General features: G+C 65.0%; 29 protein-coding genes and 1 riboswitch. Of the genes, 15 read left to right on the top strand and 14 right to left on the bottom strand.

Going from position 1 to position 26,169, the window contains the following annotated elements:
• The first annotated feature begins 42 nt into the window (after positions 1-42).
• The gene (locus RTH74_RS17380; RefSeq protein ID WP_296229606.1) at positions 43-405 is read left to right on the top strand and encodes a VOC family protein; all 363 of its coding nucleotides are present in this window, start codon (positions 43-45) and stop codon (positions 403-405) included.
• Between the two features lie 148 nt (positions 406-553).
• Here the strand turns inward: RTH74_RS17380 and RTH74_RS17375 are convergent, their stop codons facing one another.
• From RTH74_RS17375 to RTH74_RS17365, 3 genes are all read right to left on the bottom strand, one after another.
• A complete protein-coding gene (locus RTH74_RS17375) occupies positions 554-1,897 on the bottom strand; it encodes a DEAD/DEAH box helicase (protein ID WP_316915466.1) in 1,344 nt (447 codons plus the stop codon).
• A gap of 225 nt (positions 1,898-2,122) precedes the next feature.
• Entirely contained in the window at positions 2,123-2,725 is a 603-nt protein-coding gene (locus tag RTH74_RS17370) for a 3'-5' exonuclease (protein WP_316915465.1), read from the bottom strand.
• Positions 2,726-2,733: 8 nt separating this feature from the next.
• Positions 2,734-3,213, bottom strand: a complete 480-nt coding sequence (locus RTH74_RS17365; RefSeq protein WP_099526217.1) for an NYN domain-containing protein — start codon at positions 3,211-3,213, stop codon at positions 2,734-2,736.
• Between the two features lie 101 nt (positions 3,214-3,314).
• Between RTH74_RS17365 and RTH74_RS17360 the strand changes: the two genes are divergently transcribed.
• From RTH74_RS17360 to RTH74_RS17350, 3 genes are all read left to right on the top strand, one after another.
• Positions 3,315-3,800 carry a YbaK/EbsC family protein gene (locus tag RTH74_RS17360; protein WP_316915464.1) on the top strand — a complete coding sequence of 162 codons (486 nt, stop codon included), beginning with the start codon at positions 3,315-3,317 and terminating at the stop codon, positions 3,798-3,800.
• Between the two features lie 63 nt (positions 3,801-3,863).
• Positions 3,864-4,532: a hypothetical protein gene (locus RTH74_RS17355; protein ID WP_316915463.1), complete on the top strand. Its 669-nt coding sequence runs from the start codon at positions 3,864-3,866 to the stop codon at positions 4,530-4,532.
• 59 nt (positions 4,533-4,591) lie between these two features.
• A complete protein-coding gene (locus RTH74_RS17350) occupies positions 4,592-5,026 on the top strand; it encodes a VOC family protein (RefSeq protein WP_125834509.1) in 435 nt (144 codons plus the stop codon).
• A 12-nt stretch (positions 5,027-5,038) separates the two neighbouring features.
• On the opposite strand, the gene RTH74_RS17345 is transcribed toward RTH74_RS17350, so the two are convergent.
• The gene (locus tag RTH74_RS17345; protein WP_316915462.1) at positions 5,039-5,782 is read right to left on the bottom strand and encodes a transporter substrate-binding domain-containing protein; all 744 of its coding nucleotides are present in this window, start codon (positions 5,780-5,782) and stop codon (positions 5,039-5,041) included.
• Positions 5,782-6,627, bottom strand: a complete 846-nt coding sequence (locus RTH74_RS17340; protein ID WP_099526221.1) for an SDR family oxidoreductase — start codon at positions 6,625-6,627, stop codon at positions 5,782-5,784. The genes RTH74_RS17345 and RTH74_RS17340 overlap by 1 nt, the downstream gene beginning before the upstream one ends.
• A 221-nt stretch (positions 6,628-6,848) precedes the next feature.
• On the opposite strand from RTH74_RS17340, the gene RTH74_RS17335 reads away from it, so the two are divergent.
• Together RTH74_RS17335 and RTH74_RS17330 are read left to right on the top strand one after the other, a co-directional pair.
• The gene (locus RTH74_RS17335; protein ID WP_316915461.1) at positions 6,849-7,940 is read left to right on the top strand and encodes an endonuclease/exonuclease/phosphatase family protein; all 1,092 of its coding nucleotides are present in this window, start codon (positions 6,849-6,851) and stop codon (positions 7,938-7,940) included.
• 96 nt (positions 7,941-8,036) lie between these two features.
• Positions 8,037-8,771 (top strand): transporter substrate-binding domain-containing protein, encoded by a 735-nt coding sequence (locus RTH74_RS17330; RefSeq protein WP_316915460.1) that lies wholly within the window; start codon positions 8,037-8,039, stop codon positions 8,769-8,771.
• 4 nt (positions 8,772-8,775) lie between these two features.
• On the opposite strand, the gene RTH74_RS17325 is transcribed toward RTH74_RS17330, so the two are convergent.
• Positions 8,776-9,582, bottom strand: a complete 807-nt coding sequence (locus tag RTH74_RS17325) for a TlpA disulfide reductase family protein (RefSeq protein WP_316915459.1) — start codon at positions 9,580-9,582, stop codon at positions 8,776-8,778.
• A gap of 7 nt (positions 9,583-9,589) precedes the next feature.
• Positions 9,590-12,124 carry an ATP-dependent helicase HrpB gene (gene hrpB / locus RTH74_RS17320; protein WP_316915458.1) on the bottom strand — a complete coding sequence of 845 codons (2,535 nt, stop codon included), beginning with the start codon at positions 12,122-12,124 and terminating at the stop codon, positions 9,590-9,592.
• Between the two features lie 148 nt (positions 12,125-12,272).
• On the opposite strand from hrpB, the gene RTH74_RS17315 reads away from it, so the two are divergent.
• The 5 genes from RTH74_RS17315 (at position 12,273) to RTH74_RS17295 (ending at position 15,199) form a co-directional block, all read left to right on the top strand.
• Positions 12,273-12,692, top strand: a complete 420-nt coding sequence (locus tag RTH74_RS17315; protein WP_099526226.1) for a polyribonucleotide nucleotidyltransferase — start codon at positions 12,273-12,275, stop codon at positions 12,690-12,692.
• Positions 12,693-12,696: 4 nt separating this feature from the next.
• Positions 12,697-13,578: a cation diffusion facilitator family transporter gene (locus tag RTH74_RS17310; protein WP_316915457.1), complete on the top strand. Its 882-nt coding sequence runs from the start codon at positions 12,697-12,699 to the stop codon at positions 13,576-13,578.
• A gap of 364 nt (positions 13,579-13,942) precedes the next feature.
• Positions 13,943-14,422, top strand: a complete 480-nt coding sequence (locus tag RTH74_RS17305) for an Lrp/AsnC family transcriptional regulator (protein WP_004424680.1) — start codon at positions 13,943-13,945, stop codon at positions 14,420-14,422.
• 89 nt (positions 14,423-14,511) lie between these two features.
• Positions 14,512-14,730 carry a DUF2788 domain-containing protein gene (locus RTH74_RS17300; protein WP_003240295.1) on the top strand — a complete coding sequence of 73 codons (219 nt, stop codon included), beginning with the start codon at positions 14,512-14,514 and terminating at the stop codon, positions 14,728-14,730.
• Positions 14,731-14,806: 76 nt separating this feature from the next.
• Positions 14,807-15,199: a globin gene (locus tag RTH74_RS17295; RefSeq protein ID WP_099526229.1), complete on the top strand. Its 393-nt coding sequence runs from the start codon at positions 14,807-14,809 to the stop codon at positions 15,197-15,199.
• Positions 15,200-15,416: 217 nt separating this feature from the next.
• On the opposite strand, the gene RTH74_RS17290 is transcribed toward RTH74_RS17295, so the two are convergent.
• Positions 15,417-15,986: a pseudouridine synthase gene (locus tag RTH74_RS17290; protein WP_177429649.1), complete on the bottom strand. Its 570-nt coding sequence runs from the start codon at positions 15,984-15,986 to the stop codon at positions 15,417-15,419.
• A 173-nt stretch (positions 15,987-16,159) separates the two neighbouring features.
• Between RTH74_RS17290 and ahr the strand changes: the two genes are divergently transcribed.
• Complete coding sequence (ahr, locus tag RTH74_RS17285; RefSeq protein ID WP_106733516.1) at positions 16,160-17,191, top strand: NADPH-dependent aldehyde reductase Ahr; 1,032 nt, start codon at positions 16,160-16,162, stop codon at positions 17,189-17,191.
• Between the two features lie 59 nt (positions 17,192-17,250).
• A complete protein-coding gene (locus tag RTH74_RS17280) occupies positions 17,251-17,694 on the top strand; it encodes an acetyltransferase (protein WP_106733515.1) in 444 nt (147 codons plus the stop codon).
• Here RTH74_RS17280 and RTH74_RS17275 read toward each other — a convergent pair.
• Positions 17,684-19,027 (bottom strand): PLP-dependent aminotransferase family protein, encoded by a 1,344-nt coding sequence (locus tag RTH74_RS17275; RefSeq protein ID WP_316915456.1) that lies wholly within the window; start codon positions 19,025-19,027, stop codon positions 17,684-17,686. The two genes, RTH74_RS17280 and RTH74_RS17275, sit on opposite strands and share 11 nt — an antisense overlap.
• 80 nt (positions 19,028-19,107) lie before the next feature.
• Between RTH74_RS17275 and RTH74_RS17270 the strand changes: the two genes are divergently transcribed.
• Complete coding sequence (locus tag RTH74_RS17270; protein ID WP_316915455.1) at positions 19,108-20,079, top strand: threonine dehydratase; 972 nt, start codon at positions 19,108-19,110, stop codon at positions 20,077-20,079.
• Between the two features lies 1 nt (position 20,080).
• Here RTH74_RS17270 and amn read toward each other — a convergent pair whose 3' ends face one another.
• Positions 20,081-21,613, bottom strand: coding sequence for an AMP nucleosidase (gene amn, locus RTH74_RS17265; RefSeq protein WP_316915454.1), 1,533 nt, complete (start codon positions 21,611-21,613; stop codon positions 20,081-20,083).
• Positions 21,614-21,680: 67 nt separating this feature from the next.
• Here amn and RTH74_RS17260 point away from each other — a divergent pair, with 67 nt between their 5' ends.
• Complete coding sequence (locus RTH74_RS17260) at positions 21,681-22,406, top strand: hypothetical protein (protein WP_316915453.1); 726 nt, start codon at positions 21,681-21,683, stop codon at positions 22,404-22,406.
• 9 nt (positions 22,407-22,415) lie between these two features.
• Here RTH74_RS17260 and RTH74_RS17255 read toward each other — a convergent pair whose 3' ends face one another.
• The 4 genes from RTH74_RS17255 to RTH74_RS17240 all read right to left on the bottom strand — a co-directional run bounded on the left by RTH74_RS17255 (position 22,416) and on the right by RTH74_RS17240 (position 26,134).
• Complete coding sequence (locus RTH74_RS17255; protein WP_316915452.1) at positions 22,416-23,096, bottom strand: energy-coupling factor ABC transporter permease; 681 nt, start codon at positions 23,094-23,096, stop codon at positions 22,416-22,418.
• A gap of 51 nt (positions 23,097-23,147) precedes the next feature.
• A riboswitch (cobalamin riboswitch) is annotated at positions 23,148-23,351 on the bottom strand.
• 51 nt (positions 23,352-23,402) lie between these two features.
• Positions 23,403-23,834, bottom strand: coding sequence for a PaaI family thioesterase (locus tag RTH74_RS17250; protein ID WP_316915451.1), 432 nt, complete (start codon positions 23,832-23,834; stop codon positions 23,403-23,405).
• A gap of 12 nt (positions 23,835-23,846) precedes the next feature.
• Positions 23,847-25,496: an acyl-CoA dehydrogenase family protein gene (locus tag RTH74_RS17245; RefSeq protein WP_316915450.1), complete on the bottom strand. Its 1,650-nt coding sequence runs from the start codon at positions 25,494-25,496 to the stop codon at positions 23,847-23,849.
• Positions 25,493-26,134, bottom strand: a complete 642-nt coding sequence (locus tag RTH74_RS17240; protein ID WP_316915449.1) for a TetR family transcriptional regulator — start codon at positions 26,132-26,134, stop codon at positions 25,493-25,495. The genes RTH74_RS17245 and RTH74_RS17240 overlap by 4 nt, the downstream gene beginning before the upstream one ends.
• Positions 26,135-26,169: the final 35 nt, after the last annotated feature.

Below are 26,169 nucleotides of genomic sequence, written 5' to 3'. Positions count from 1 at the left end.
GGATTGCATCCGCGCTACGGTTCTGACGAAAAAGGGATTTACATGCTGCGCAGTGTTGAACTGAAAACCTTCGTCCCGGCACGGGACTTCAGCCTGAGCCAGGACTTCTACCAGGCGATGGGTTTCAAGCGTGGTTGGGGCGACGAACAGCTGACCTACTTCAGCCACGGCGACCACTGTGCGTTCCTGCTGCAGAACTTCTACGTGAAGGAGCAAGCAGAAAACTTCGTCATGCATCTGTTGGTGGAGGAAGTCGATGCCTGGTGGCAGCAGATTCAGGCAGCACGCCTGGAGGAGCGTTTTGGTACACGACTGATCGCGCCACAGGATCAGCCCTGGGGCATGCGCGAATTCATGCTGTTCGACCCCAGCGGCGTGCTGTGGCGAATCGCGCAGAACATCTGAACATCACTGGCGGACAAGCTTCGCGTTGTCCGCCCTACGCACTATGCCCTGTCGCGGCTAAAGCCCCTCCCACATCGAAAAACACGCACCTGTGGGAGCGGCTGGGCGGCACTGCGCCTTAGCCGCGAGCTTCTCCAACCAGCTCCCCTTACTTCTTGCCACCCTTGGGCTTGCTGCCGAAGCTCGGCACCTTGCGCACCGCCTTGGCTTTCGGCTTGGCGTCTTCCTCTTCGAACCAGCGGCCAAGGTGGATATTGCCCTTGCCGGCCGGTTTGGCGGCGCCGGGGATCAGTTTCTGCTTGGGCTTCTTCGGTTTTTTCAGGACCTGGCCACCCACCGCCGTCTGCGGTACGCGGTGATCGGGAATGAAGTCCGACTCGTCGACACGCTTGATCAACTGCTGGGTCAGGTTCTCGATCGCCGCCAGCTGATCCACCTCGTCGGCGCAGACCAGGGAGATCGCCTCGCCCGTGCTACCGGCGCGACCGGTACGACCGATGCGGTGCACATAGTCTTCGGCGTTGATCGGTAGGTCGAGGTTGACCACCAGCGGCAGGTCATCGATATCCAGGCCGCGCGCGGCCACATCGGTGGCCACCAGAATCTGCACCTCGCCAGCCTTGAAGCGCTCCAGTGCGCGCAGGCGGCTCGGCTGCGGCTTGTCGCCGTGGATCGAGTCGGCGGCCACGCCCATGGCCAGTAGCTCCTGCTCGAGCTGGTCTACGCCCTTGCGGGTCTTGGCGAACACCAGCACCTGACCCCAGCGTTTTTCCTGCAGCAGGTGCAGGAACAGCTCGCTCTTGCGCTTCTTGTCCACCGGGATCAGCCACTGCTTGACGGTCTTGGCGGCGGCGTTGCGCGGGCTAACTTCCACCGACAGCGGGTCACGCAGTAACTCGCCAGCCATCTGCCGAATGGCATCGGAGAAGGTGGCGGAGAACAGCAGGGTCTGGCGCTTTTTCGGCAGCGCGCTGAACAATTCATCCAGCTCGCGGGCAAAACCCAGGTCGAGCATGCGGTCGGCTTCATCCAGCACCAGAGTCTGCAGCTGGGAGAACTTCACGGCGTTCTGTCGATAAAGGTCGAGCAGCCGACCTGGCGTGGCCACCAGCACGTCGACACCCTTGCGCAGCTTCATCATCTGCGGGTTGATGCTGACCCCGCCGTACACCGCATAGCTGCTCAACGGCAGGTGCTGGCCGTAGGTAAGGAAGCTCTGCAGTACCTGCTCGGCCAGCTCGCGGGTCGGCGTCAGTACCAGCGCGCGCACGCTGTTGCTGGTGACCTGCGGGCCTTCCAGGGTCAGGCGTTGTAGCAGCGGCAGGGCAAAACCGGCGGTCTTGCCGGTGCCGGTCTGCGCCGCCGCCATCAGGTCACGACCCTTGAGCACGGCGGGAATGGCCTGGCTCTGCACCGGGGTCGGCATCTGGTAGTCGAGGTCAGCAAGGGTGCGCAGCAGCGGCTCGATCAAACCGAGGGAAGCGAAGGTCATGGAGGGTAACCGCAGGAAGTAGAAGAACTGGCGCGTAGTTTACCCGTTCACACCTGCCGTAGGAGCGGCTTCAGCCGCGAAATTGCCCGGCAAGCTACCAAACCGTGGGAGAGGCTTTAGCCGCGACAGCGATGCTCGTTGCTGAAGATTCGCCCACGCAATTCCACAGCACTTCGCGGCTGAAGTGGAATGCCGCCCAGCCGCTCCCACAGATACGAGGCAAACTCAGCTGGCAGTGGCCAGCAACGCCCGCACCTTGGCCGCCGAAAGGTTCTGCAACTGGCAGAGAAAGGCATGATCGGCCTGGTGCCGGCCATGACGCTCACGCAGCAGGCCGAACAGGTGCAACGTCAGGTTCGCGGCCATCTCTGCATCGGCCAGGGCACGGTGGGCGCGGCCGGTGTCAGGCAAGCCGACCCAGGCGTTGAGGTTACCCAGTTTGTGGCTCGGTGCCTCCGGCAGCAGGCGCCGCGACAGTAGCAGCGAGCAGGCGAAAGGCTGCAAGCGACGACGACGCACTCGAGCCAATTCGGCATCCCAGAACTTCTGGTCGAAGGAGGCATTGTGCGCCAGCAGCGGCCGCTCGCCGATGAAGTCGGCCACCTCGTGCATCACCTGATCGGACGGCGGTGCCTTGCGCAGCATGGCGTTGCTGATGCCGGTGAGCTGCTCGATGAACGGCGGCACCCAGGCGCCACTGTTCATCAGGCTCTGGTAGCGGTCGACGATGCGCCCGTCCTCGATGATCGCCACGCCGATTTCGGTGGCGCGCGCCTGGCTCGGCGACACGCCAGTGGTTTCGAAGTCGATGACGGCGATGGATTCCACGTAAAACCTCAGTTATTGCGTAGTAACAGTTCGCCCTCGATGGGCACATATAGGCTGGCAGCCCGGATCAACGACTGCGCCGTCAGCCCCGGCGCGCCGAAGGCGATGGCTTCGACGCCACGGCTGCGCACGCGTTCGAGCAGCAAGTCGAAATCGCCGTCGCCGGAGGCCAGGACGATCTCGTCGACGCGCTCGATGGCGTCGAGCACGTCGATGGTGATGCCCACGTCCCAGTCGCCCTTGGCCGAGCCGTCGGCACGCTGGATATAGGGTTTGAGCTTCACGGTGAAACCCAGCTTGCGCAGGATCTGCTGAAACTGCTGCTGCTTGGCGTCACCCCGGTCGATGGCATAGGCGTAGGCCTCGACGATCACCCCACGGCGGCTGACCTCGGCCCACAGCACGCTGTAGTCGAAATGGCAGCCATGCACCTGGCGCACCGTGTAGTAGAGGTTCTGCACATCGGCGAATACGGCGATCTTCTTCACCTGGAGTCCTCGGGGGCGACGAAGGCGCCAGTATGCCAGAGCCGGGCGGCAGGCGCGCCCAGGGCTGGCCCGAGCGCGGCGCAGCCCCTATCCTTGGCGCCATGACGTCCCTACAACAGCTGTGCCAGCGTAACCTCGACCTGCTCCAGCGCCTGGGAATCAGCCACCGCCTGGTCGAGCATGAGCCGGTGCTGGATTACCCCACCGCCCATGCCGTGCGCCAGCGTTTCGGCCTGCGCGGAGTGGAGAGCAAGAGCCTGTTCCTGCGCAACGGTGCACAGCGCTACGCCATGCTGATCACCCTCGAAGGCGTCCGCGCCGACTGGGCCAGGCTCAGGACGCTACTCGGCAGTCGCCCGCGCATCGCCAGCGACGAGGAACTGATCGAGCAAACCGGCTGCGTTCCGATGTGCGCCTGCCCGTTCGGTCATGACGCCAGCATCACCCTGCTGATCGACCGCGCGGTGCTGGCCTGCGACTTTCTGCTGTATTCGCCCGGCCCGCCCGAACTGACCCTGGAAGTGCCCGGCGGCGAACTGCCGCGTCTGCTCAAGGCGCAGCCCAACGCGCAGCTGGAGTACCCTTGAACCCATTCGACTGCCCCGGCGAACGGCCACAGCGCCCACGCCCCCATACTTGGTGACCTGCCGATGAAGCCTCTGTCCGTCCTGCGTGACGCCTGGTTTTTCTCCAGCCACAACCTGGCGGCCATTGCCCGCCTGACCCTGCCACTGTTGCTGCTCGAAGCAATCGCCCAGACGTTGCTCGCCGCCCAGCTCGGCGAAGGCGCCAACCCGGCCTATGGCATCTTGCTCGGCATTCTCTTCTACCCGCTGTATGCCGCGCCGCTGATTCTCTTCCTGCATGCACGCAGCATCGGTCAGACGCCCGGCAATGCGCAGCTGTTCGCGGCTGGCCTGCAGCTGTGGCCGACCTTCGCCCTGATGGCGGGGCTGAGCACCCTGGCAATCATGCTCGGGCTGTCGCTGTTCATAGTGCCGGGCATCTGGATCATGATGCGCCTGGCCTTCTCCGAACTGATCCTGGTGCTGCGCCAGGAGCCACCGCTGCGCGCGCTGCAGACCAGCTTCACGATGACCGAAGGGCGCTTCTGGCCGGTATTCGCCTGCCTGGCCAACGTACTGGTACCGCTGTGGCTGCTCGACTGGTGGACGCAGCCAAGCCAGAGCGACACCCTGCTGTGGGTGCTGCATCAGGCCGGCAACGGCTTCCTGCAACTGTTCGCCATCGTCGTACTGTTTCGCCTGTTCATGCTGCTCGAACCGCAGCAGGCGGCAAATGCCGAGAACAGTGACTAGCGGGCTGTTGAAAAACTACCTGCTAGGCTTGCAGCTTTGGCCTGCGTAAGGAGAGCGCCATGAGCGAAACGAACCCGAGCATCCTGTCCCACGTATCCATTGGCACCAATGATTTCGACGCCGCCAGCGCCTTCTACGCCAAGGTGCTGGCGACCCTCGGTTGCCGAGAGATCATGCGCCACCCCGGTGCGGTGGCCTTCGGCCGCGAGTACCCGGAGTTCTGGGTGCAGACGCCAATCAACGGTCAACCCGCAACGCTGGGCAATGGCAGCCACTTCGGCTTCGTCGCTCCGGACAAGGCCTCGGTGCATGCGTTTCACGAGGCGGCGCTGGCAGCCGGTGGCAAGGACGAAGGCCAGCCAGGGCCGCGCCCGGATTATGGCGAGCCCTATTACGGGTGTTTCGTCAGAGATCTCGACGGCCACAAGATCGAGGCCGCCTTCTGGGACGTGGCGCTGATGCTCGCCGGCGAGGCGCAGCACGACCACGGCTGAGGCACCAAGCGCCTACTGGTTCGCCACCACCGGCTGGTAGCGCAGCGCGGCGTTGGCGAGCCATCCTTCATGCAGCAGGGTATCGAGCGCAGCAGCCAGCTCTGGCATACGCGCCAGGCGTTTGCGCGAGAAACCGATATAGAGTTCGGTGCGCGCCTCAGGTTGGTAGGCAGCCTTGGCGATCCGCCCGGCCAGCTTTGGATCGAGCAGGGAATAGTCGACCTGGCAGTCGGTGCCAACCAGGGCATCGATGCGACCACGGGTGAGCATTTCCAGCAACTGCTGCTCGTTGCTGACGCCGACCTTGTCCAGCGCCTCGTCGCTGTCGAACGGCTGGAAATACACCGACTCCAGCACATAGCCGATCCGCAGCCCGCGTAGCGATGCATAGTCGTTCAATTGCGCAGCCCGCGCCGGGCTCGCATAGAAACGCGGTGAGCAGGCGTAGTACGGCACATCCAGATAGCGAATATAGCGCTCGCGCTCAGGCGTTTTGGCCAGGCCGGTCATCATGTCCGCGGTGCCCTGCTCCAACGCCGCCAGCCCACGCGCCCAGGGTGCGCGCTGCACGTCGAAACGCATGCCGGTGCGGCGCGACAGCTCGTTGAGCAGATCGATGTCCAGCCCCTGCAGCTGGCCATCTTCCCTGAGCATGCGAAACGGCGGCCACAGATCGGTCATGACGCGCAGCGGCGGCGCCTCATCGGCCCGGCACAGCGACGCCAGCACCAACAGGATCAATAGCCAGGCACGCATCAGATGCGCCCCTGGTTGCGCGGCTTCAGGCCGGACAGGCGTGGCAGCAGCACACGCTCGAACAGCCTGGGGAAGAAACGCGCCAGCACCCGCGCGCGCCAATCGACGTTCGACAGCACCAACAAGCGGCGACGCTTGAGCGCGCCCTGGTAGATGGCGTCCGCCACATCCTGCGGCGAGGCGACCTTGCCCATCGCCAGCGGTGCCTGGGCCGCCACCGAGCCGTCACCGACCAGGGCATTCTTGCGCAGGTCGGTGGCGGTGAAGCCCGGGCACACCAGCATCACGTTCACCCCCGAGCCCTTGAGCTCGTAGCGCAGGGTTTCGAACAAGCCGTGCAGTGCGTGCTTGCTGGCGTTGTAGGCGCTGCGATAGAGCAAAGGCGCGATGCCGGACAAGGAGCTGAGCACGATGATCTGCCCACGCCGAGCGATCAGGCTGGGCAATGCCGCCTGCGTGCAATGCAGGGCACCGAAATAGTTGACCGCCATGACCCGCTGGAAGACCTCCAGGCTGGTCTCGGCGAACGTGCTGCGGTGGGTGATGCCGGCGTTGTTGACCAGCACGTCGATCCCACCGAAACGCTCGATTGCCAGCGCCACGGCGCGCTGCACGGCCCCAGCATCGGCGACGTCACAGAGCAGACCGAGCGCTTCGGCGTTGTGATGATCGGCCAGGTGCTGCACCAGGCTGTCCAGCGCCGCCTGATTGAGGTCGAGAATCACTAGGCGCGCGCCCGCCTGTGCCAGGCGCATGGCCAACGCCCGGCCAATGCCAGCGCAGCCACCGGTGATCAGCACCACCTTGCGGTCGAATACCTTGTTGGCAAATACCTTGCGATACATGCACGGCTCCCCAAAGCCCAGTGTTGGCGACGCGCCAGTAAGCATCCAGCATGACGGCCGACGGCGCGGCCTGTCGAACCTTTCGGCATGGTACTGCAGCCCCTGGCCGCTGTCCCTGACGGGCGAAACGGAGCGGGAACCGCTTAGCACTGCGCATGCCTGGGCCGATCCGACGCACTCGGGTATCCTCGCCTCCTTCCAGCATAGTCGCCCGTTTCATCATGTCTCTGCATCGTCCGCTTCGCCTGCTCCTGCTCATCGCGCTGCCCTCGCTCGCCGTGCTGCTCGCGTTGGTCTACGCCCTGACCTGGCGCCCGCAACCCCATGAAGAGGCGGCCGTGTCGTGTAGCGGCCAGGTCGCACAACTGCAACCTGGCCAAGCACTCAAGGTGATGACCTGGAACGTGCAATACCTGGCCGGCAAACGCTACGTGTTCTGGTACGACCTGCCCGGCGGCGATGGTCCGGACGAACGCCCGAGCAGCGAAGACCTGGCCCTGACGCTGGATGAAGTGGTGCGCATCCTGCGCGACGAAAAGCCCGACGTGGTGCTGCTGCAGGAGTTGCATGACAACGCCAGGGCCAGCGACTACCAGGATCAGTTGGCCCTGTTACAGGCGCGCCTGGGCGATCTCTACCCCTGCAGCACTCAGGCGTTCTACTGGAAGGCCGGCTTCGTCCCACACCCGCACATCCTCGGCAGCGTCGGCATGAAGCTCGGCACCCTCAGCCGCTTCCAGATCGCCCGCGCCGAACGCCTGCAACTGCCCATGCTGGAAAGCGACCTGCTGAGCCGCCAGTTTCAACTCAAGCGCGCACTGCTGGTCAGCTACCTGCCGATTCGCGGTGGCGACGAACTGGTGGCGATCAACACCCATTTCGATGCCTTCGCCCAGGGCGCGGATACCATGCTGCGCCAGGTAGAGATGACCGATGGCCTGCTTCAGCAGTTGCAAAGAGCCGGCAAGGCCTGGGTGCTGGGTGGCGATCTCAACCTGCTGCCGCCCGGCCAGTTCCAGCATCTGCCAGAGAACCAGCGCAGTTGGTACGCCGCCGACAGCGAACTGCAGGACCTGGCCCGCCGCTACCCGATGATTCCTAGCCTGCAACAGGCCAGCGGCGAGGATCAGGCCAGGTGGTACACCCACTACCCCAACGACCCCGCCGCCAGCGGCCCGGATCGTACCCTCGACTACCTCTTCTACAGCCCCCGCCTGACGCCACTCGCCAGCCGGGTTCGCCAGCGCGATACCTTGGCCATTTCCGATCATTTGCCGGTGATCGGTCGTTTTTTCCTGCCGAGTCAGGAATAAGCCGCGCAGAACTGGACAAGCCCACCGGGACTTGTCCATGCTCGTTGAGCACCACTCGATAACAACGAAAAGACGGCGAAGAGCCGCGATACTCGGATGCCAAGACCTTTCTGCCTGTTCTTCATCGCCCTGCTATGGCTGCATGCCGCCCATGCGGCAGAGGCCAGACAACGTGTTCACGTCGGTTACTACGAGTTTCCGCCCTATTCCTATACCGACGCGCAGGGCCAGCCCAGCGATTCGGGCCTGGAGCTGGCCGCACGCCTGCTCGACGAGGCGGGATACCAGGCGGACTTTCGCTCCTACCCCGGCGCCCGCCTCTACGGCGGTCTGCTCGACGGCAGTATCCATATCTGGGCCGGCGCCTCAGGCAAACCGGAGCTGGCCGGGCACACCCTCGAAGGCAAGCACCTGCTGGGCGAGATCACTCTCAACCTGTACTTTCGCCACGGCACACCCGCGCCGCGCATCCCGGAAGACCTGCAGGACCGCGGGGTGATTCTGATCACCGGCTACAGCTACTGGCAGGACGTCAATCAGTGGCTGGAAGATCCGGCGCGCAACATCACCCGTCACCGCACGTCCAACCACACTTCAGCTCTGGAAATGCTCCAGCGCCGACGCGGCGACTACCTGCTGGATTACCAGGCCCCCGTCGAACAGGCCAAACGCACGCTGGGCATGGGCGATCTGCCCTTCGTCGAGGTGCAACGCCTGCCGCTACGGCTGATCTACTCCCGCCATGCGCCTGATGCCGAGCGCCTGCGCGAGGACCTGGATCGGGTGTATCAGCAATTGCAGGATGCCGGCGAAGATCTGTGGCTGTATTGACGCGTCAATCGCCGCGCAATTGGGCCAGCGCCCGCTCCAGGCTGGCGTGTGACAGCTCGCCCAGATGACTGCCGACCTGCCTCCCGTCGGCATCGTAGAAAAGTGTGGTGGGTAAAGCTCGCGAGCCCACCAACTGGCCCAGTTGCACTTGCTCGTCGAGTAGCAGGTTGTCCAGACTCAGTTGCTGCGCCAGGAGGAAATCGTTCACCAACGCAGCGCTCTCCCCCTGATTGACGAACAGGATGGTAATCCCGGCTTCACGCTGCTGCGCCTGCATCAGCACCGGCATCTCACGCCGGCATGGCGGGCACCAGGTGGCCCAGAGATTGACCACCAACGGCTGGCCCGCGTAGTCGCGCAGATTCACAGGATTACCCTGCATATCCCGCACCTGCAGATCGGGCAGCCGCGTGCCCTGCTCCAGCGCCTGCAACACCAGGCTGCCGCCCAGCCACAGTGCCAGGCCGACGCTCATCGCCACTCCCAACGGCCGCCGCAGTGGTGCCCGATGCCAGAGATACCAGGCACCCAGCATCAGCCCGGCGAGCACGCCCGGCCAGGCGATGAAGCCGCCATCACGGATGTCCACCATGCGCCACGGCTCATCCCGGTAGTAACCGGCATACACCAGCACGAACGCCAGCCGCGCCACCAGCAACCCCAGCATAAGCATGCGAAACAGCTGCGTTTCCGGGTTGCAGCCGTGCCGGCGGCCGATCAACCAGCCGACCAGCGTCGCCAGCAGCAGACTGCCCAAGAGCAGCACATGGGATACACCAAGGGCCAAAGGCCCAATGTTCAGTGTCAGCATCGACTTCTCATTTTCTTGGTTTGGCCCGCGCAGTGGGCTCAGCGATCAACGGATCGTCCGGCCAGTAGTGTTTGGGGTAACGCCCCTTCAGGTCTTTCTTCACATCGATGTAGGTATTGGCCCAGAAGCTAGCCAGATCCTGGGTCACCTGCACTGGACGGCGTGCTGGCGAAAGCAAATGCAGCTTGAGGCCCAAGCGGCCACCGGCGATGCGCGGTGTGGCAGCCAGGCCGAACAGCTCCTGCAGGCGCACGGCGAGCACCGGCGGGTTGTCCGTGTAGTCGATGGCAATGCGTGAGCCGGACGGCACGCTCAGCGCGCGCGGTGCCAGTTCGTCGAGGCGTTGCGGCAACGGCCAGGGCAACAGCGTCTGCAGGATCGAAGGCAGATCGAGAGTGGCAAAGTGGCTGAGGCGATTGACCTTGCCCAGGTAGGGCGTCAGCCACTGTTCGAGGCTGGCCAGCAGGGCGGTATCGGACAGATCAGGCCATTCGCTTTGCCCCTGCTGCTGAATGTCCAGCTCGCGCAACAACGCCACACGTGCCTGCCACTGGCGCAGCTCGGGCGTCCAGGGCAACAGCTCCAAACCTTTGCGCCGCACCAGGCCGACCAATGCCCGGCCGCGCGCGGCCTCGTCCAGCGCCGCCAGCGCCTGGCGCTCCATCACCAGCTCGCCGACCTTGCGCTGGCGCTCGGCGCGCAGCACGCCCTCGCGCTCATCCCAGTCGAGCACCTCCAGCGTCTGCACCTGCTCGGCCAACTCCCCGACGAACAGCGCCGGGTCGAGATCGGCAGCCAGGTAGATGCGTTCCTCGCGCTGGCCCTGGCGACTGCCCAGCTCAGCGACCACCAGCCATTCGTGCTTCATCAGGGCATCGGCTTCACCGAACTGCGCCGCGCGGCCATTGGCCAGGCGGTAGTCGGCGCCACCGGCACGGCGCTGCTGGGCGATACGATCTGGATAGGCGAAAGCCAGCAGGCAGCCGAGCCAACGCGGATGCCCGGGGTCGCTCACCGCCTGAGTCACCGGACGATTCTTGATCAGCCCGTGAAACTGTTTCGCCAGTTGCCGCGCACGCTGCACACCACCTTGGGCACTACGCGCGGCGCGGCTTTCACCAGATAACAGGGTTAAGCGGCTGTGCAGATCAGCGCCACCGCCGCGCAGAATATCGCGCTCGGACAGCAAGGCCGCCAGATCGCAAGCCAATTCACCGAGGCCCAGCGCCTGACCACGCAGCAGCAGATGGGCAATGCGCGGGTGGCTGGGCAGCTCGGCCATGGCCTGGCCATGGGCATTGAGTGCACCACGTTCATCCAGAGCGCCGAGGCGGCCGAGCAGATCCAGCGCCTGGGCGTAGGCGGCGGGCGGTGGTACGTCGAGCCAACTCAGTTCCTGCGGCGTCACGCCCCAGCGCAGCAGTTGCAGGGCCAGACCGGACAGATCGGCCTGAAGGATTTCCGCACCGGAATAGGCGCTGAGTTGCTCGTGCTGCGCCTGTGACCACAATCGATAGCAAGCGCCCGGCTGCAGGCGGCCAGCACGACCGGCACGCTGGGTGGCCGAAGCGCGAGAAATACGCTGGGTATCAAGGCGCGTCATGCCGCTGGCCGGGTCGAAGCGCGGCACCCGTGCCAGGCCGGCGTCGACCACCACGCGCACGCCGTCGATGGTCAGGCTGGTCTCGGCGATGTTCGTCGCCAACACCACTTTGCGCTTGCCTGCCGGAGCCGGCTCGATAGCGGCGCGCTGGGCGGACAGTTCCAGCTCGCCATGCAGCGGGCAGAGCAGGATATCGTCGCGATCGCTCAGCGCCTCGCCCAGTTGCTCGGCCACGCGGCGAATCTCGGCCTGGCCCGGCAGGAACACCAGCAGGCTGCCCGGCTCGTCGGCCAGTGCCTGCTGCACCGTCTGCAGCACACGCGGCTCGATCCACTCGCCCGGCTGAAATGGCGCGCTCCAGCGGATATCCACCGGGAACATGCGGCCCTCGCTACGTAGCACCGGCGCCTCGCCCAGCAACGCAGCCAGGCGCTCGCCCTCAAGGGTGGCGGACATCAGCAGCACCTTGAGCGGCGCCTCGCCACTGTCCGCCGCGCGGAACATGGCGCGGCCGTTGAGCGTCAACGCCAAGGCCAGGTCGGCATCCAGACTTCTTTCGTGGAACTCATCGAAGATCACCAGGCCAACGCCATCCAGCGCCGGGTCATCCTGCAGACGGCGGGCAAGAATGCCTTCGGTGACCACCTCGATACGGGTCTTCGGCCCGACCTTGCTATCCAGACGAATGCGATAGCCAACCGTCTCGCCCACCCGCTCGCCGAGCTCACTGGCCAGGCGCTCGGCGGCAGCACGCGCAGCCAGGCGGCGCGGTTCGAGCATGAGGATGGTTTGCCCGGCCAGCCAGGGCGCGTCGAGCAGCGCCAGCGGCACGCGGGTGGTCTTGCCGGCGCCGGGCGGCGCCTCCAGCACCACTTCGTGGCGGGCGCTCAGTGCATCGCGCAAATCAGGCAGCAGCGAATCGATCGGCAGGGTGTTCATCATTTCTCCACAGCAGGCCAGCGATTATAAAGCAGCCGCGATGCGGCGAACCGCCAGCGCTGCCGCCGGTCTTATCGACAACCGCTGCAACCCGCGGCTTTGCAATGGCGAACTGCTATAGTTGCGCCACTTTTTCCAGGAGGTGCTCATGCGCACGAAATCCCGCGTCATCGCTGGCGTTGTCGCCGCTACCCTGCTCACTCAACTGACCGCCTGTGGATCGATCTTCTACCCGGATCGTCGTGGCCAGATCGAAGGCAAGATCGACCCAGCGATTGCCGTAGCAAACGCCGTCGGTCTGCTGTTCTATGTAATTCCCGGCCTGATCGCCTTCGCCGTGGACTTCGCCACCGGCGCCATCTACCTGCCCGAAGGCCAGACCGTTCAAGTCGACCCGCAACAGCTGCAGAAGCTGATCGGCGAAGACGGCAAGGTCGACCAGTACGCGCTCAAGACCCTGATCGAAACCAGCACCGGCCACCAGCTGCCGCTCGATGATCCACGCCTGATCCAGCACAGCGGTAGCGCCGAGCAACTGGCCGCCTACGGCCTGCGCCCGGCTGCCTGAGCCCATGCACAACCCGCAGCATGCCAGGCTGATGCGCCTGGCCACCCGCGCAGCGCTGACCGTAGCGCTGACGCTGGTGCTGGCCAAGGCGATTGCCTGGTGGCTGAGCGGTTCGGTCAGCCTGCTGGCCGGCCTCACCGATTCGCTGCTCGATAGCGCCGCCTCGCTGATCAACCTGATCGCCGTGCACTTCGCCCTGCGCCCGGCCGACGAGGATCACCGCTACGGTCACGGCAAAGCCGAAGCCCTGGCCGGGCTGGGTCAGGCACTGTTCATCGGCGTCAGCGCTGTGCTCATCGGCCTGCAGGGCATCGAACGCCTGCAATCTCCACAACCGCTGGAGGCCGAAGGCGTCGGCATCGCCGTCATGCTGCTGTCGCTGGGATTGACCGTCGCCCTGCTGACCTTTCAACGCAAGGTGGTGCGCGAGACCGGTTCTACCGCGATTCACGCCGACTCGCTGCACTACCGCTCCGACATCCTGCTCAACAGCAGCATTCTCCTCGCCCTGTTACTGACCCGCTTCGGCTGGCTGCAGATGGATGCGATCTTCGCCATCGGTATCGCCTTCTACATCTTCTGGAGCGCCATCAGCATCGTACGCGGCGCGGTGGCCGTACTGATGGACGAGGAACTGCCCAGCGAGACCTCGCAACACATGTATGACCTGGCCAACGCCGTACCCGGTGTGCTCGGCTCGCATGACCTGCGCACACGCATTTCCGGCACACGCTGGTTCGTCCAGCTGCACCTGGAGCTGCCGGGCCAGATGAGCCTGTCAGAAGCGCACAACCACTGCGTGGCGGTGGAGAAAGCGATTCATGAACACTACCCACGCGCCGAAGTGCTGGTGCACGCCGACCCGCAGGAAGTGGTCCAGCACTGACTACAACGTCCTGCCCCGCCTTCGGCACTCCCCAGGCAACGGAAATTCCAGGCAATAAAAAAGGGGCCTTGCGGCCCCCTCGGGAAATCTGTCCGGTGCTGGCGATGTTGTCGCCGCTTTCCTCGCCCGCCTGGTTGGGCAGTGCGGACCCGGGTGCCGGTGCGGTCCGGTAGGACCGTCGGCGCCGGCTCACCTGGTTGGGCGAGGCCGGTAGGACTTGTCGTCCGGGCCGTGAAACTGAGAGAAAGCTTACGCCCGCCGCGCCGAAATAAGATTGCTAATATTGCTTACAAATTTACCAATTGCGCAATTTACAACTAAGGGAGCACTATCTGGCGCAATCAAATAATGAGCCAGATGAAAAATGGACAAACTCGACCGTTACGACCTGAACATTCTCGCCGAATTGCAGCGCAACGCTGCCCTGTCCAACCAGGAACTCGCCGAACGTATCGGCCTCTCGCCATCGCCCTGCTCGCGCCGGGTAAAGCAGCTGGAAGACGACGGCTACATCACCGGCCAGGTCGCCCTGCTCGACCGCAAGAAGCTCGGCCTGAGCCTGACCGCCTACGTGCTGATCGGCATGGACCGGCACACACCGGAGCGCTTCGAACACTTTCAGGACGAGATTCGCAAATGCCCGGAAGTGCTGGAATGCTGCCTGGTCACCGGCATGGACGCGGACTACCAGCTCAAGGTGGTGGTGCCGGATATGGATCATTACCAGAAGCTGCTGCTAGGCACCCTGACCCGTATCGACGGAGTATCCAGCGTGCGCTCGAGCTTCGTGCTGCAGCAGATTCTGTCCAGCACGCAGTTGCCGTTGCAGCACCTGCGCGACTGAAAGTCGCAGGGTGAAGCGGATCATGCCGCGCCCTGGCTCAGGCGCGTATAATTTTCGCCCTGCGTTTTCCGTCCGAATCACGAGGCACCATGGAAACCGAACAATTTGAAGCCCTGATGATGTACGTCCTGGTGGGCGGCCTGATGCTGTTCATGTTCTTCATCATCTGGGACCTAGCGAAGAAGTCCAAGGCCGGCCGCCTCGGCACCGCCATCCTGTTCCTCGGTCTGGGCCTGTGCCTGTTCGCCTTTCTCGCCAAGCCGATCATCACCTACATCATCGAGACCGCGCGCGGCATTCACGGCTGACCCAGCCTGCCAGCGCGAAACCTCAGATCGATACCAGGCCGCTTACGCGGCCTGCCGCCCAATCAAGGAGTGACACATGAGCGCCGCCAATCTGGTGATGCAGAGCTATGGACGCTGCTGCGCCAGCCCGGACTTCTTCGACAGTTTCTATCGCCACTTCCTCGCCAGCTCACCGCTGATTCGCGAGAAGTTCGTCGACACCGACATGAGCGCGCAGAAACAGCTGCTGCGCCAGGGCATTCTCAACCTGGTGATGCACGCCCGCGGCATGCCCGACACCAAGCTGCGCGCCCTCGGCGAATCGCATTCGCGCCAGCATCTGGACATTCGCCCGGAACTCTACGACCTGTGGCTAGACGCACTGCTGGCGACCATCAGCGAACACGACAAGGAGTGCGACGCAGACGTGCGCCAGGCCTGGCGTGAAGTGCTGAACAAAGGTATCGCCGTGATCAAGGCCGGTTATTGATGCAGGTCAGGGTCGCCGGCCCGGCCTCTGCGACAAAACGTCCGCTGCGCGGTGCGCCTTACTGATCATCGCAGCCGCCGCCGTTCACCCCCCCTATACCCGTCCAGCGGGAACACGGGAGCAATGGTCGTGACCCTGGTGCGCGCGGCGCACCCTACAGGGCTCCGCCGGCCGTAGGGTGCGCCGTGCACACCAACTTCGCCGACAATGACGCACCCTATGGCAGTAACGCTGGCACCTCACGCCATTGCCCAGGCTGCAGGTCATCGAGTGTCCAGGGGCCGATGGCCACACGCACCAGGCGCAGGGTCGGCAAGCCGACTGCGGCGGTCATGCGCCGCACCTGGCGGTTGCGTCCCTCGCGGATCACCAGCTCCAGCCAGGCGGTCGGCACGCTCTTGCGAAAACGTACCGGCGGGTTGCGCTCCCACAGTTCGGGCTCGTCCAGGCGCCGCGCCTCGGCCGGCAAGGTCAGGCCGTCATTGAGCGTCACGCCGCTGCGCAGCTGCTGCAGCTGCTCGTCACTCGGCTCACCCTCTACCTGCACCCAGTAGGTCTTCGGCAGTTTGTGCTTGGGGTCGGCGATACGCGCCTGCAGGCGACCGTCGTTGGTCAGCAGCAGCAGGCCTTCGCTGTCGCGATCCAGGCGACCGGCCGAATAGACGCCGGGCACATCGACGAAATCCTTGAGCGTGGCGCGGCCTTGGTCGTCATTGAACTGAGTGAGCACATCGAACGGCTTGTTCAGGATCAACAGGCGCGGCTGTGCAGGTGGCGCCTTGGCCACACGGCGTGGGGCGGCAGAACGGCGATTGGCGGGAGGACGAGGGCGCGACATGCAACGGGCTTCGATGAAACTGGGCTGCGCAGTGTAACTCACGATAAGCGGCGTTGATGGTGCTTCCACGGTCTGTCAGAGCAGCTAAGCTGCTGATTCACACCTGCGATCAGGAGCCACCGATGAGCAACAACGCCGAACTCGCCACCTTCACCGGCTGGGCTGCCACGGCCCCCAAGGCGCCATTGGAACGCCTGAGCTACGACCCCGGCCCACTCGGCGCCGAAGAGGTGGAAGTAGCGGTGGAATACTGCGGCATCTGCCACTCCGACCAGTCGATGATCGATAACGAATGGGGCAATGCGCGCTACCCCTTCATCCCCGGCCATGAAGTGGTCGGCACCATCGTCCGCCTCGGCGAACAGGCGCGCGGCCTCAAGCTCGGCCAACGGGTCGGCATCGGCTGGTACAAGGGCAGTTGTATGCATTGCGGCTCTTGCATGGAAGGCTCGCACCAGCTGTGCCGCTCGGTGAAACCAACCATCGTCGGCAGCCACGGTGGTTTCGCCGACCGCCTGCGCTCGCACTGGGCCTGGGCCGTGCCGCTGCCCGACGGCCTCGACCCGGCGCTGGTCGGCCCGCTGTTCTGCGCCGGTTCCACGGTATTCAGCCCGCTGCTGGAATTCGACATCAAGCCCACCGACCGCGTCGGCGTGGTCGGCATCGGCGGCCTCGGCCACCTGGCGCTGCGCTTTCTCAACGCCTGGGGCTGTGAGGTGACGGCCTTTACCTCGTCATTGAACAAGCAGGATGAAGCCAAACGCCTGGGTGCACACAAGGTAGTGGCTTCTACCGATAGCGCGGCGATGAAGGCGATTGCCGGCACCCTGGATTTCCTTCTGGTCACCGCCAGCGCCGACCTCGACTGGGCCGCCCTGCTTGGCACCCTGCGCGGTAAGGGCCGCCTGCACTTTGTCGGCATCGTGCCCAGCGCCATCCCGGTGCACGTGTTCAACCTGATCCCGCAGCAAAAGAGCCTGTCCGGCTCACCAGTGGGCTCGCCGAAAACCATGGCGACCATGCTCGAATTCTGCGCGCGGCATCAAATTCTGCCGCAGGTCGAGCAATTCCCCATGAGTCAGGTGAACGCGGCCATCGACCATCTGCGCAGCGGCAAGGCGCGCTACCGCGTGGTACTAGACGCAAGCAAATGACAGCACGGGCGCAGAGCTGGCATGCTCTGCGCCCTGTTTGATCCAAGATGCCTGCCGTTATGCCGCTGATTCTCGCCCCACCCACCGATGCCGAACTGCCTACCCTGGTGGAAATCTGGGAGGCGGCCGTGCGCGCCACTCACCACTTCCTGCCGGAAGCTGATCTGCAGGTGATCAAACCCTTGCTGCGCGAGCAGTATTTCCCGGCCGTGCAATTGACCTGCGCGCGCGATGAGTCAGGGCGAATACTGGGTTTTCTAGGCACCAGCGAAGGCATGGTGGAAATGCTATTCGTCGACCCCGCCTGCCACGGCCAGGGCGTGGGCAAGCGACTGATGCGCCACGCCATCGACGTGCTGGGCGCCACCCGGGTCGACGTCAACGAGCAAAACCCGCAGGCCGTCGGTTTCTACCAGCACCTGGGTTTCGTCGTGACTGACCGCTCGCGCCTAGACGGAGGTGGGCGGCCCTTTCCTATCTTGCACATGACACTCAAGCGCTAGGCCAGGCCGCCACGATTCCTTCCAGCGCCTGCTTGAGCTCGACCCGGCTGGCTGCCGCGGCGAGGCTGATGCGCACGGCATTTCCCGGATTGGCCTCGACCGCGAACACCTCGGCCGGCACCACCTCGACGCCATGCTGCCGGCACGCCTCGGCCAGACCAGCCGGCGTTGCAGCATCCAGCCATAGATGCGGCGCCACCGCCCTGCCCTGCGGCATGCGCGGCCCGAGCACGCGCGCGGCCAGGCGCCAGCGCTGTTGCAGCTCATCGATCTGCCAGGCCAGGCGCTGTTCGGCGATGCCGCTTTCGATCCATTCACAGCCCAGCGCCAGGCTCAGCGGTGTCACCGCCCAGCGCGTGGCCTGAGCTTCGGGGTCGATACGTTCGAGCAGCTCCGGCGCGCCGGCGATAAAGCCCAGGCGCAAGCCGGGCGCGACGCTCTTCGACAGGCTGCTGATCAGCAGGCAGCGCTCCGGGGCCTGAACCGCCAGCGGTGCCTCACTGCCGAGCACGCCATAGACATCATCCTCGATGATCCACAAGCCACGGCGTCGCGCCACCTCGGCGATGGCCACGCGGCGCTCGGCGTACAGGCTGGCGCCGGTGGGATTCTGCAAACAGGGCGTGAACACCGCCACGCGCGCCCCGGTGGCACGAGCCAGGCGATCGAGGTCATCAGGCAGAATGCCATGCTCGTCCATCGCCACGCCGTGCAGCGGCAGGCGCAATTGACGCGCGGCGGCCTTGATCCCCGGCGCGGTGTAGCGCTCCACCAGGATCGGCTCCCCCGCTTCGCACAGCGCCAACAGCGCGGCCGACACGCCTTGCTGGGCGCCGGCGCAGAGCAGTAGGCCACCCGGCGCCAACTCCAGGCCGCGCCGGCGCAGCCAGGTCACGCCAGCCAGGTGCGCACGCTCGACCAAGGCTGCAGATGGGTAAGCCTGCAACGCGTCCAGCTCGCCACGTGCAGCCAGTGCGGCAAGGCTGGTAGAGAGATCGTGGTTGTCCGGGTCATGCACCGGTACGTTGGTTGACAGGTCGATCAGCTCGCCGTGCGCGGTCGGTTGCTTGAGCCGGAACAGGCTCGCTTCGCGGCTGCCGGCGAGCACGTAGGTGCCACGGCCGACCTCGCCGGAAACCAGGTGCCGACGCGCTGCCTCACGGTAGGCAAGCATCACCGTGCTCGGGTTGATGCCCAGCGTCCAGGCCAGGCGTCGCTGCGGCGGCAAGCGCTCGCCGGGCTTGAGTTCGCCACGACCAATGGCCGCAGCGATGGCCTCGACCAATGCCAGGTACGTCGGTAGGGAGCTGTCTTGAAGATCAGGAAGCCACATTGCTTGCCATGCAATATAAAGATTTACCCATACAATGCGCCGCACTAGCATCCGGGTCAACACCACTCGGAGTGCCTGTCATGTTCGACCTCGCCCAACTGCGCCAGAGCGCTGAACTGGTTCACCGCCATATGGCGGCCACGCCGCAACTGGCCTGGCCGCTGCTCGCCCAGCGCACCGGCTGCGAGGTCTGGGTCAAGCACGAGAATCACGCCCCTACCGCCGCCTTCAAGGTGCGCGGCGGGCTGGTCTATATCGACGCCCTGCTGCGTCGCGAACCGCAGGTACGCGGGTTGGTCACCGCCACCCGTGGCAACCACGGCCAGAGCCTGGCACTGGCGGCACGCGCCGCCGACCTGGCAATTCGCATCCTGGTGCCGCATGGCAACGCCCGCGAGAAGAACGCCGCAATGCGCGCACTCGGCGCCGAGGTGATCGAACATGGCCGCGACTTCGACGAAGCCCGTGCCGAAGCCGCGCGCATTGCAGAACGCGATGGCCTGCATTGGGTGCCGTCTCTGCATGAGGATCTGGTGCGCGGCGTGGCCACCTACGCCCTGGAGCTGCTGGAGGCGGTGCCGAATCTGCGCCGGGTCTACGTGCCCATCGGCATGGGTTCAGGCATCTGCGGGATGATCCGCACCCGCGACCTGCTTGGTCTCGACACCGAGATCGTCGGCGTCGTCGCCAGCGGCGCCGACGCCTATGCACGCAGCTTCGAGCAAGGCCGCCTGGTACAGACCGAACGCGCCGAGACACTGGCCGACGGCATGGCCTGCCGCCAGCCGCAGCCACTGGCGTTGGATATGATTCGCGCCGGCGCCGCACGCATCGTGCGGGTCGACGACGAGGAAATTCGCGCCGCCATCCGCACCTATCACGAGGACACCCACAACCTCGCCGAGGGCGCTGGCGCAGCGGCGTTGGCTGCGCTGATGCAGGAGCGTGCGCTCAATGCCGGCCAGCGCGTGGCCGTGGTGCTCAGCGGCGCCAACATCGACCGCGCAGCGCTGGCCGAACTGCTGCGTGACGAGGCGCCGGTCGCGGCCTGACTCAGCGGAACGGCGGCTCGTCGAAGCTGCGCAATTTGCGCGAATGCAGCGAGTTGAGCTGGCTGCGCATCAGCTCCAGCGCGGCGATGCCGATATGCAGGTGCTGGGTTACCGCGCGCTCGTAGAAGGCGCCCGCCGCACCGGGCAGCTTGATCTCGCTGTGCAGCGGCTTGTCCGACACGCACAACAGCGTGCCGTAGGGCACCCGCAGGCGATAGCCCTGGGCGGCGATGGTGCCGCTTTCCATGTCCACCGCCACCGCGCGTGACAGGTTGATCAACGGCCGTTCCTGGGCCCAGCGCAGCTCCCAGTTGCGGTCGTCGTAGGTCAGTACGGTGCCGGTGCGCAGGCGCTTCTTCAGCTCGTCACCCTCTTCGCCGGTGACCAGTTTGGCGGCCTCCTGCAGCGCCTGTTGCACTTCAGCCAGCGCCGGCAGCGGAATATGCGGCGGCAGCACGCGGTCGAGAATACCGTCGCGGCGCATATAGGCATGGGCCAGCACGTAGTCACCGATGGTCTGCGACTGACGCAGGCCGCCGCAGTGGCCGATCATCAGCCAGCAATGCGGGCGCAGCACGGCGAGGTGGTCGGTGATGTTCTTGGCGTTGGATGGGCCGACACCGATATTGACCAGGGTGATGCCGTGGCCATCCTCGGCCTGCAGGTGGTAGGCCGGCATCTGGTAGCGGTGCCAGACCACGTTCTCGATGATTGCCTGCATCTCGCCTTCGGCCATGCCACGCTCGATCACCACGTTGCCCGGCAGCACCATACGGGTGAAGCGCGAGTCGCCCACCAGCATGTCCAGGCCGTGGCGGATGAACTGATCGACGTAGCGGTGATAGTTGGTCAGCAGGATCCACGGCTGTACATGGCGCCAGTCGCTGCCGGTGTAGTGCTGGATGCGCTTGAGCGAAAAATCGGTGCGCGCCGCGTCGAACAGCGCCAGCGGCAGCGGATCGATGTTCTCCCAGTCGTACAGGCCATCGGCGGTGCCGTCGGTGGCGGCGGACAGGTCGGTGCTGGGAAATACGCGCGCCAGCTCGGCGGCGGTCACGCCACTGCCGGCCAGTTCATCGCCACCCTCGACCACATACGGGTAAGGAATGTTCTGCTGGCTGCGGCCGACTTCCACACGCAGGGTGAAGTCGTTCATCAAGGGGCGCAGCTGCTCCAGCAGGTATTTGCGGAAGGCCGCCGGCTGGGTCACGGTGATGGCGTAGGTGCCCGGCACCTGCACCTTGGCGTAGGCGCGCACAGTGGTCGGCACCTCGCCCTGGCACAGATAGGTCAGGCGCAATTCGGGGTAGCGGAACAGGCAGTGCTCGCTGGCATCCGGGCGGATGCGCTCCTTGAGGTAGCGCTTGAGCGCGTGGCTCAGGGCGCCAGTGGCCTCCTGGTGCAACGCGGCGAGGCGGTCGACTGCTTCTTCGGGGGTGTAGGCAACGATGAAATCATCTGAGCAGGCTTTCACTGTGCATCTTCCTGACTGAACGTACGCGCCTATCTTGCCTGCATACGGTGACGAAAACATAGCGCGACAGACCTCACATCGCGCTGCCAACGACTAGGCTTGGAGCAATCGCCCAGAGGTCATCTTCATGCGTCGTGCAATCGTTATGCTGTTGGTCGTGGCCTCATGCTCAAGTACTCAAGCCGGTGAACTCGACGGCTACTACCGGGCCACGCTCGACGGCCAGCCGAGCGAGCTGATCTTGCGCCAGAACGACGCCGTGGTGGAAGGCGAGTACGTGGAGAACCAGCATCTGCGTCTGATCGTCAAAGGCCGTTACGACGGCAAACTGCTACGTGCCGAGATCAGCGACCCACAGACCGGTCTGCTGCTGGCCAACATGAACGCCACCTATGCCAACGCCATGCTCAACACCAGCATTGCGGCGCGTAATCCCCGCAGCGGCGAGGTGCTGGAACGCCAGGCATTGTTCCAGCGCGAAGCTGCAGCAGTGGCGACGCCTTCCGTCGCAGGCGCTCAGGATTCGGCGCTGGTCGGCACCTGGGTACACGAGAAGATCATCAACAGCGGCGGCGCCAACTTCGCCTCGTTCAACACCCTGATGACCCTTCAACTGAATGCCGACGGTAGCGTCACCCAGTGGAGTCGCTCGGTCGGCGGTGGCAGCGACTGGAGCTACGACAGCCCCGGCGAGGTGCAGTACAGCGGCCACTGGCGCAGCCAGGACGGCATGCTGATGGTGCGCCTGGCAGGCGCCGCCGATTATCAACCCGCCGCCTACTATCGCTTCAGCGACCAGTACCTGGTCACCGAGAGCAATACCGGCAAGATGATCTGGCAGCGCCGCCGCTAAGCAGCTGGGTCAGGCCGCCTGATGCAGGCGCACGTTGAACAGCGGGCCCTGGCTGAAGCGCGACAGCGCCTTGGCAGCGGCCAGCACACCCAGGTCGATCAGCGGTTCGACCAGGATCACGCTCATGTAGGCCACACCGAAACTGCCCACGGCCGCCAGGTTCTCGCTGGAGAAGCCGTGACCGTAGAAGGCCCAGAACGCGACCCAGGCGACGATGCCACCCTGATAGGCAGTCGACAGCGCCAGCGCCTGCTTGTAGGAAAGATCGACGTACGCGGTGCCGGGCGCAACGATGCGCTTGGCCAGCAGGCTGATGCCCCACAGCGGGATCAACAGCGTGGTGACATTCATGCCGTATTGCGGCAAGTCGAACTGGGCGAACAACAGGCCCTGTAACAGCAGGCCCGCGGCCAGGCCGATGGCCGTGGCACCAGCGCCGAACAGCAACAACAGGGTAGAACCGAGGATCAGGTGCACCTCGGAAACACCCACCGCATGATGCGGAAACACCTCGAAGAAGCAGAACACCAGGGCAGTGGTCAGCAGGCTGCGCAACACCAGGGCGGCGGCACCGCCGTTGCTGCGGACGCTGTCCAGGGCGAGTTTGGCGGTCAGGCCGAAAGCAGTGACGGCCGTTGCGTAGCTGAGCAGGATCTTGGCGCCTTCGACGACACCGGGTTCAATATGCATGCGAGTTCCTTTGCCGCGCCCACCGCGCGACGATTCGGATAGAGGGTGGGCGAAACGCCCGTTGTCGATGGCAGGTCTCCTGGCTCACGGCTTGGCACTCCGCCCGCCTTCCCGACCGAAGTCAGTGGCATGAGGGCATCGTTCGCCGCTTACAGTTGCGGGGGCAGCCAGGGCATTGGCGAGATTCGCCGCACCCTGTTCCCTTTTCATCCGCGTCACGTACGTGCACGCAGAACCATCGGCGGCAAGATTACTCGCCTGCCCGGCTAAAAAACAGCGTGCCGGGCAATCACATTCGGGCCTCGCTCAGGCCGGTATCGCCACCACGGCCATGGTCACCGAAGCCTTGCTGTACAGGCGTTTCTCGCCGTTTTCCTTGCCGAACACCTCGGCCTCGACCACAGTCGCCTGGCGCCCGGCCTTGAGCACTTCGGCGCGACAGAACAACCGCGAGCTGCGCGCAGGGCGTAGCAGGTTGACCTTGAACTCCAGGGTCAGCACCGTCTGCCCCTCGGCCACCAGCGTCGCGGCGGCAGCACCGGCCGCATGATCGGCCAGAGTGGTCTGTACACCAGCGTGGATGAAACCGTTCTGCTGCAGGTGGCGCGGCTGGATATCCAGCTCCGCCTCGACCCAACCTGGGCCGCAGTCGGTAGCTCGAATGCCCAGGTCGTTGATGAAGTTGGCATCGGCGAAGCCTAGCTCGACCAACTCGCGATAACGCGGATGTGTTTGCATGCGGACCTCCGGTCAGGCCAGGTGCGGCGTGCTACGCGCCAGCAGCGCCTCGACGTCGACACCGCGTGGCAGGGTGCCATAGACGCGGCCACGGCCTTCCAGCCGGCTGGCGATAAAGGCATCGGAGACGGTGGCGTTGCCCGCCTCCAGCAGCAGCTTGGCCTGCAGCGCCACGGCCACGTCTTCGGTGAGCTGGCGCGCGCGGTACTGGATATCGGCGGTATCGGCAAAATCGGCTTTCAGACGCTGAATATGTGCCTTCAGACGAGCATCGCCATGGCCATCGCCCAGCTCGGCGAACAGCGCATCGAGTACGCCCGGTTCCTTGGACAATGCGCGCAGCACGTCCAGGCATTGCACGTTGCCGGAGCCTTCCCAGATCGAGTTGACCGGCGCTTCGCGGTACAGGCGCGGCAGGATGGTTTCCTCGACGTAACCGGCGCCGCCCATGCACTCGCTGGCCTCGTAGATCATTTCCGGCGCGCGCTTGCAGATCCAGTACTTGCCCACGGCTGTGACCAGACGAGCGAATTTGTCTTCCTGCGCGTCATGCTGGTGGTCGAGCGCGCGCCCCATGCGCATGCACAGCGCCAGCGCGGCTTCGCTCTCCAGCGCCAGGTCAGCCAGCACGTTCTGCATCAACGGCTGGTCGGCGAGCAGCTTGCCGCCCACCTGACGATGCGCGCAGTGGTGCGCGGCCTGGGTCAGCGCCTGGCGCATCAGGCTGCTGGAGCCGACCATGCAATCGAAGCGGGTCATGGCCACCATCTCGATGATGGTCGGCACACCGCGGCCTTCCTCGCCGAGCATCCAGGCGAAGGCGCCGCGGTACTCCACCTCACTGGAAGCGTTGGCCCAATTGCCCAGTTTGTTCTTCAGGCGCTGGATGTAGAACGCGTTGCGCGTGCCGTCCGGGCGGTGACGCGGCAGCAGGAAACACGACAGGCCCTTGTCGGTGTAAGCCAGGGTAAGGAAGGCGTCGCACATCGGCGCCGAGCAGAACCATTTGTGGCCAACCAGCTCGTAGCCCTGCCCCGGCCCACCGAGGCCGATGGGATAGGCGCGGGTGGTGTTGGCGCGCACGTCGGTGCCGCCCTGTTTCTCGGTCATGGCCATGCCGATGGTGACGCCGGTCTTCTGCTCCATCGGCAGGTTGCGCGGGTCGTACTCGGTGGCGAGGATCTTCGGCAGCCACTGCTCGGCCACGTTGGGCTGCAGGCGGATGGCGGGCACCGCGGCAAAGGTCATGGTCAGCGGGCAGCCACTGGCGGCCTCTGCCTGGCTGTGCATATAGGTCAGACCGGCGCGGGCGACATGGGCGCCGGCGCGCGGGTCGGTCCAGGGCAGCGACGGCAGGCCGTGCTCGACCGCCGTACGCATCAGCTCGTGGTAGGACGGATGGAACTCCACCAGATCGATACGATTACCGTAGCGGTCATGACTCTTGAACACTGGCTTGTTCTCGTTGGCGAGAAAGCCGGCCTGCATCAGGGCACCGCCGGCCAGCGCACCATAGGCGCTCAGGCGCTCGTCTGCCCAGGCGCCGTGATAACGACGAGTCCACTCCTGCAATGGCAGGTCGAGGCGATAGAGGTTGGCGCCATCCAGGCTCGGCACCTGGTTGAACACCTCGTGGGTTTCGGCATGCAGGCTGGGTCTCATCGCGTGGGCTCCTCGGCGCCGACGGCGCGCAGGCAAAAGGTGGCAAGACTGGCGCTGACCTGCGCCAGCTCCAGGGTGGGTTGACCGGCTTCGCGCGCGGCGCGAGCAGGTGGCGACAGAGGGCCGACCAGCGCTTCGGCAATCGCGCCGACCAGGCAGGCCGCCATCAGGCCGATCTGCTCGACGCGAAATTCACCGGCCCCGGCGCCCTCCTCCAACAGATCGATGAACAGTTCGGCGTAGGCTTCGCGGTAGAGCAGGCGCTGCTCATCGACCTCCGGGTCGACCGGTTCGGCGATCAGCGCAAAAGCCAGGCGGCGGCTGTGCCAGGCGCGGGCGGCGAACTGCTCAAGACCGATGCGCAGGCGCTCACTGGCGCTGCCAGGCCCGCGCAGGGCGACGGCCAGGGCATCCACCTCACGTTGGCTGGCAGCGGCGAAGACCTCGGCAGCCAGTTCGCCCTTGCTACGAAAGTGGCGGTACAGACTGCCTGTGGCGATACCGACATCATCGGCCAGCGCCTGCATGGTCAGGGCGGCGAAACCGCCCTCTGCCACTCGCAGCAAGGCACAGTCAAGGATGCGCTGGCGCTGCGCCTGATCGCGGTCGAGTCGAGCTTCGGTGATGCGATAAGCCATGGTCTGAATCCTGATTCACCTGCATGCAGTGAATC

The sequence above is a fragment of the Pseudomonas sp. zfem001 genome (assembly GCF_032621725.1).
Lineage (GTDB): Bacteria > Pseudomonadota > Gammaproteobacteria > Pseudomonadales > Pseudomonadaceae > Aquipseudomonas > Aquipseudomonas sediminis.
Note: the sequence above shows the minus strand (reverse complement) of the source record. Positions and strands in the feature narration are given on the sequence as shown.

Bases quoted from the DNA above. Each gene is read 5' to 3' on its own strand.
- RTH74_RS17335 (WP_316915461.1), top strand. From the start codon at position 6,849: ATGTCTCTGCATCGTCCGCTTCGCCTGCTCCTGCTCATCGCGCTGCCC.
- RTH74_RS17375 (WP_316915466.1), bottom strand. From the start codon at position 1,897: ATGACCTTCGCTTCCCTCGGTTTGATCGAGCCGCTGCTGCGCACCCTT.
- amn (WP_316915454.1), bottom strand. From the start codon at position 21,613: ATGTTTTCGTCACCGTATGCAGGCAAGATAGGCGCGTACGTTCAGTCA.
- RTH74_RS17350 (WP_125834509.1), top strand. From the start codon at position 4,592: ATGAGCGAAACGAACCCGAGCATCCTGTCCCACGTATCCATTGGCACC.
- RTH74_RS17340 (WP_099526221.1), bottom strand. From the start codon at position 6,627: ATGTATCGCAAGGTATTTGCCAACAAGGTATTCGACCGCAAGGTGGTG.
- RTH74_RS17300 (WP_003240295.1), top strand. From the start codon at position 14,512: ATGGAAACCGAACAATTTGAAGCCCTGATGATGTACGTCCTGGTGGGC.
- RTH74_RS17240 (WP_316915449.1), bottom strand. From the start codon at position 26,134: ATGGCTTATCGCATCACCGAAGCTCGACTCGACCGCGATCAGGCGCAG.
- ahr (WP_106733516.1), top strand. From the start codon at position 16,160: ATGAGCAACAACGCCGAACTCGCCACCTTCACCGGCTGGGCTGCCACG.
- RTH74_RS17315 (WP_099526226.1), top strand. From the start codon at position 12,273: ATGCGCACGAAATCCCGCGTCATCGCTGGCGTTGTCGCCGCTACCCTG.
- RTH74_RS17270 (WP_316915455.1), top strand. From the start codon at position 19,108: ATGTTCGACCTCGCCCAACTGCGCCAGAGCGCTGAACTGGTTCACCGC.
- RTH74_RS17280 (WP_106733515.1), top strand. From the start codon at position 17,251: ATGCCGCTGATTCTCGCCCCACCCACCGATGCCGAACTGCCTACCCTG.
- RTH74_RS17345 (WP_316915462.1), bottom strand. From the start codon at position 5,782: ATGCGTGCCTGGCTATTGATCCTGTTGGTGCTGGCGTCGCTGTGCCGG.
- RTH74_RS17310 (WP_316915457.1), top strand. From the start codon at position 12,697: ATGCACAACCCGCAGCATGCCAGGCTGATGCGCCTGGCCACCCGCGCA.
- RTH74_RS17305 (WP_004424680.1), top strand. From the start codon at position 13,943: ATGGACAAACTCGACCGTTACGACCTGAACATTCTCGCCGAATTGCAG.
- RTH74_RS17330 (WP_316915460.1), top strand. From the start codon at position 8,037: ATGCCAAGACCTTTCTGCCTGTTCTTCATCGCCCTGCTATGGCTGCAT.
- RTH74_RS17275 (WP_316915456.1), bottom strand. From the start codon at position 19,027: ATGTGGCTTCCTGATCTTCAAGACAGCTCCCTACCGACGTACCTGGCA.
- hrpB (WP_316915458.1), bottom strand. From the start codon at position 12,124: ATGAACACCCTGCCGATCGATTCGCTGCTGCCTGATTTGCGCGATGCA.
- RTH74_RS17245 (WP_316915450.1), bottom strand. From the start codon at position 25,496: ATGAGACCCAGCCTGCATGCCGAAACCCACGAGGTGTTCAACCAGGTG.
- RTH74_RS17380 (WP_296229606.1), top strand. From the start codon at position 43: ATGCTGCGCAGTGTTGAACTGAAAACCTTCGTCCCGGCACGGGACTTC.
- RTH74_RS17355 (WP_316915463.1), top strand. From the start codon at position 3,864: ATGAAGCCTCTGTCCGTCCTGCGTGACGCCTGGTTTTTCTCCAGCCAC.
- RTH74_RS17255 (WP_316915452.1), bottom strand. From the start codon at position 23,096: ATGCATATTGAACCCGGTGTCGTCGAAGGCGCCAAGATCCTGCTCAGC.
- RTH74_RS17260 (WP_316915453.1), top strand. From the start codon at position 21,681: ATGCGTCGTGCAATCGTTATGCTGTTGGTCGTGGCCTCATGCTCAAGT.
- RTH74_RS17325 (WP_316915459.1), bottom strand. From the start codon at position 9,582: ATGCTGACACTGAACATTGGGCCTTTGGCCCTTGGTGTATCCCATGTG.
- RTH74_RS17295 (WP_099526229.1), top strand. From the start codon at position 14,807: ATGAGCGCCGCCAATCTGGTGATGCAGAGCTATGGACGCTGCTGCGCC.
- RTH74_RS17250 (WP_316915451.1), bottom strand. From the start codon at position 23,834: ATGCAAACACATCCGCGTTATCGCGAGTTGGTCGAGCTAGGCTTCGCC.
- RTH74_RS17360 (WP_316915464.1), top strand. From the start codon at position 3,315: ATGACGTCCCTACAACAGCTGTGCCAGCGTAACCTCGACCTGCTCCAG.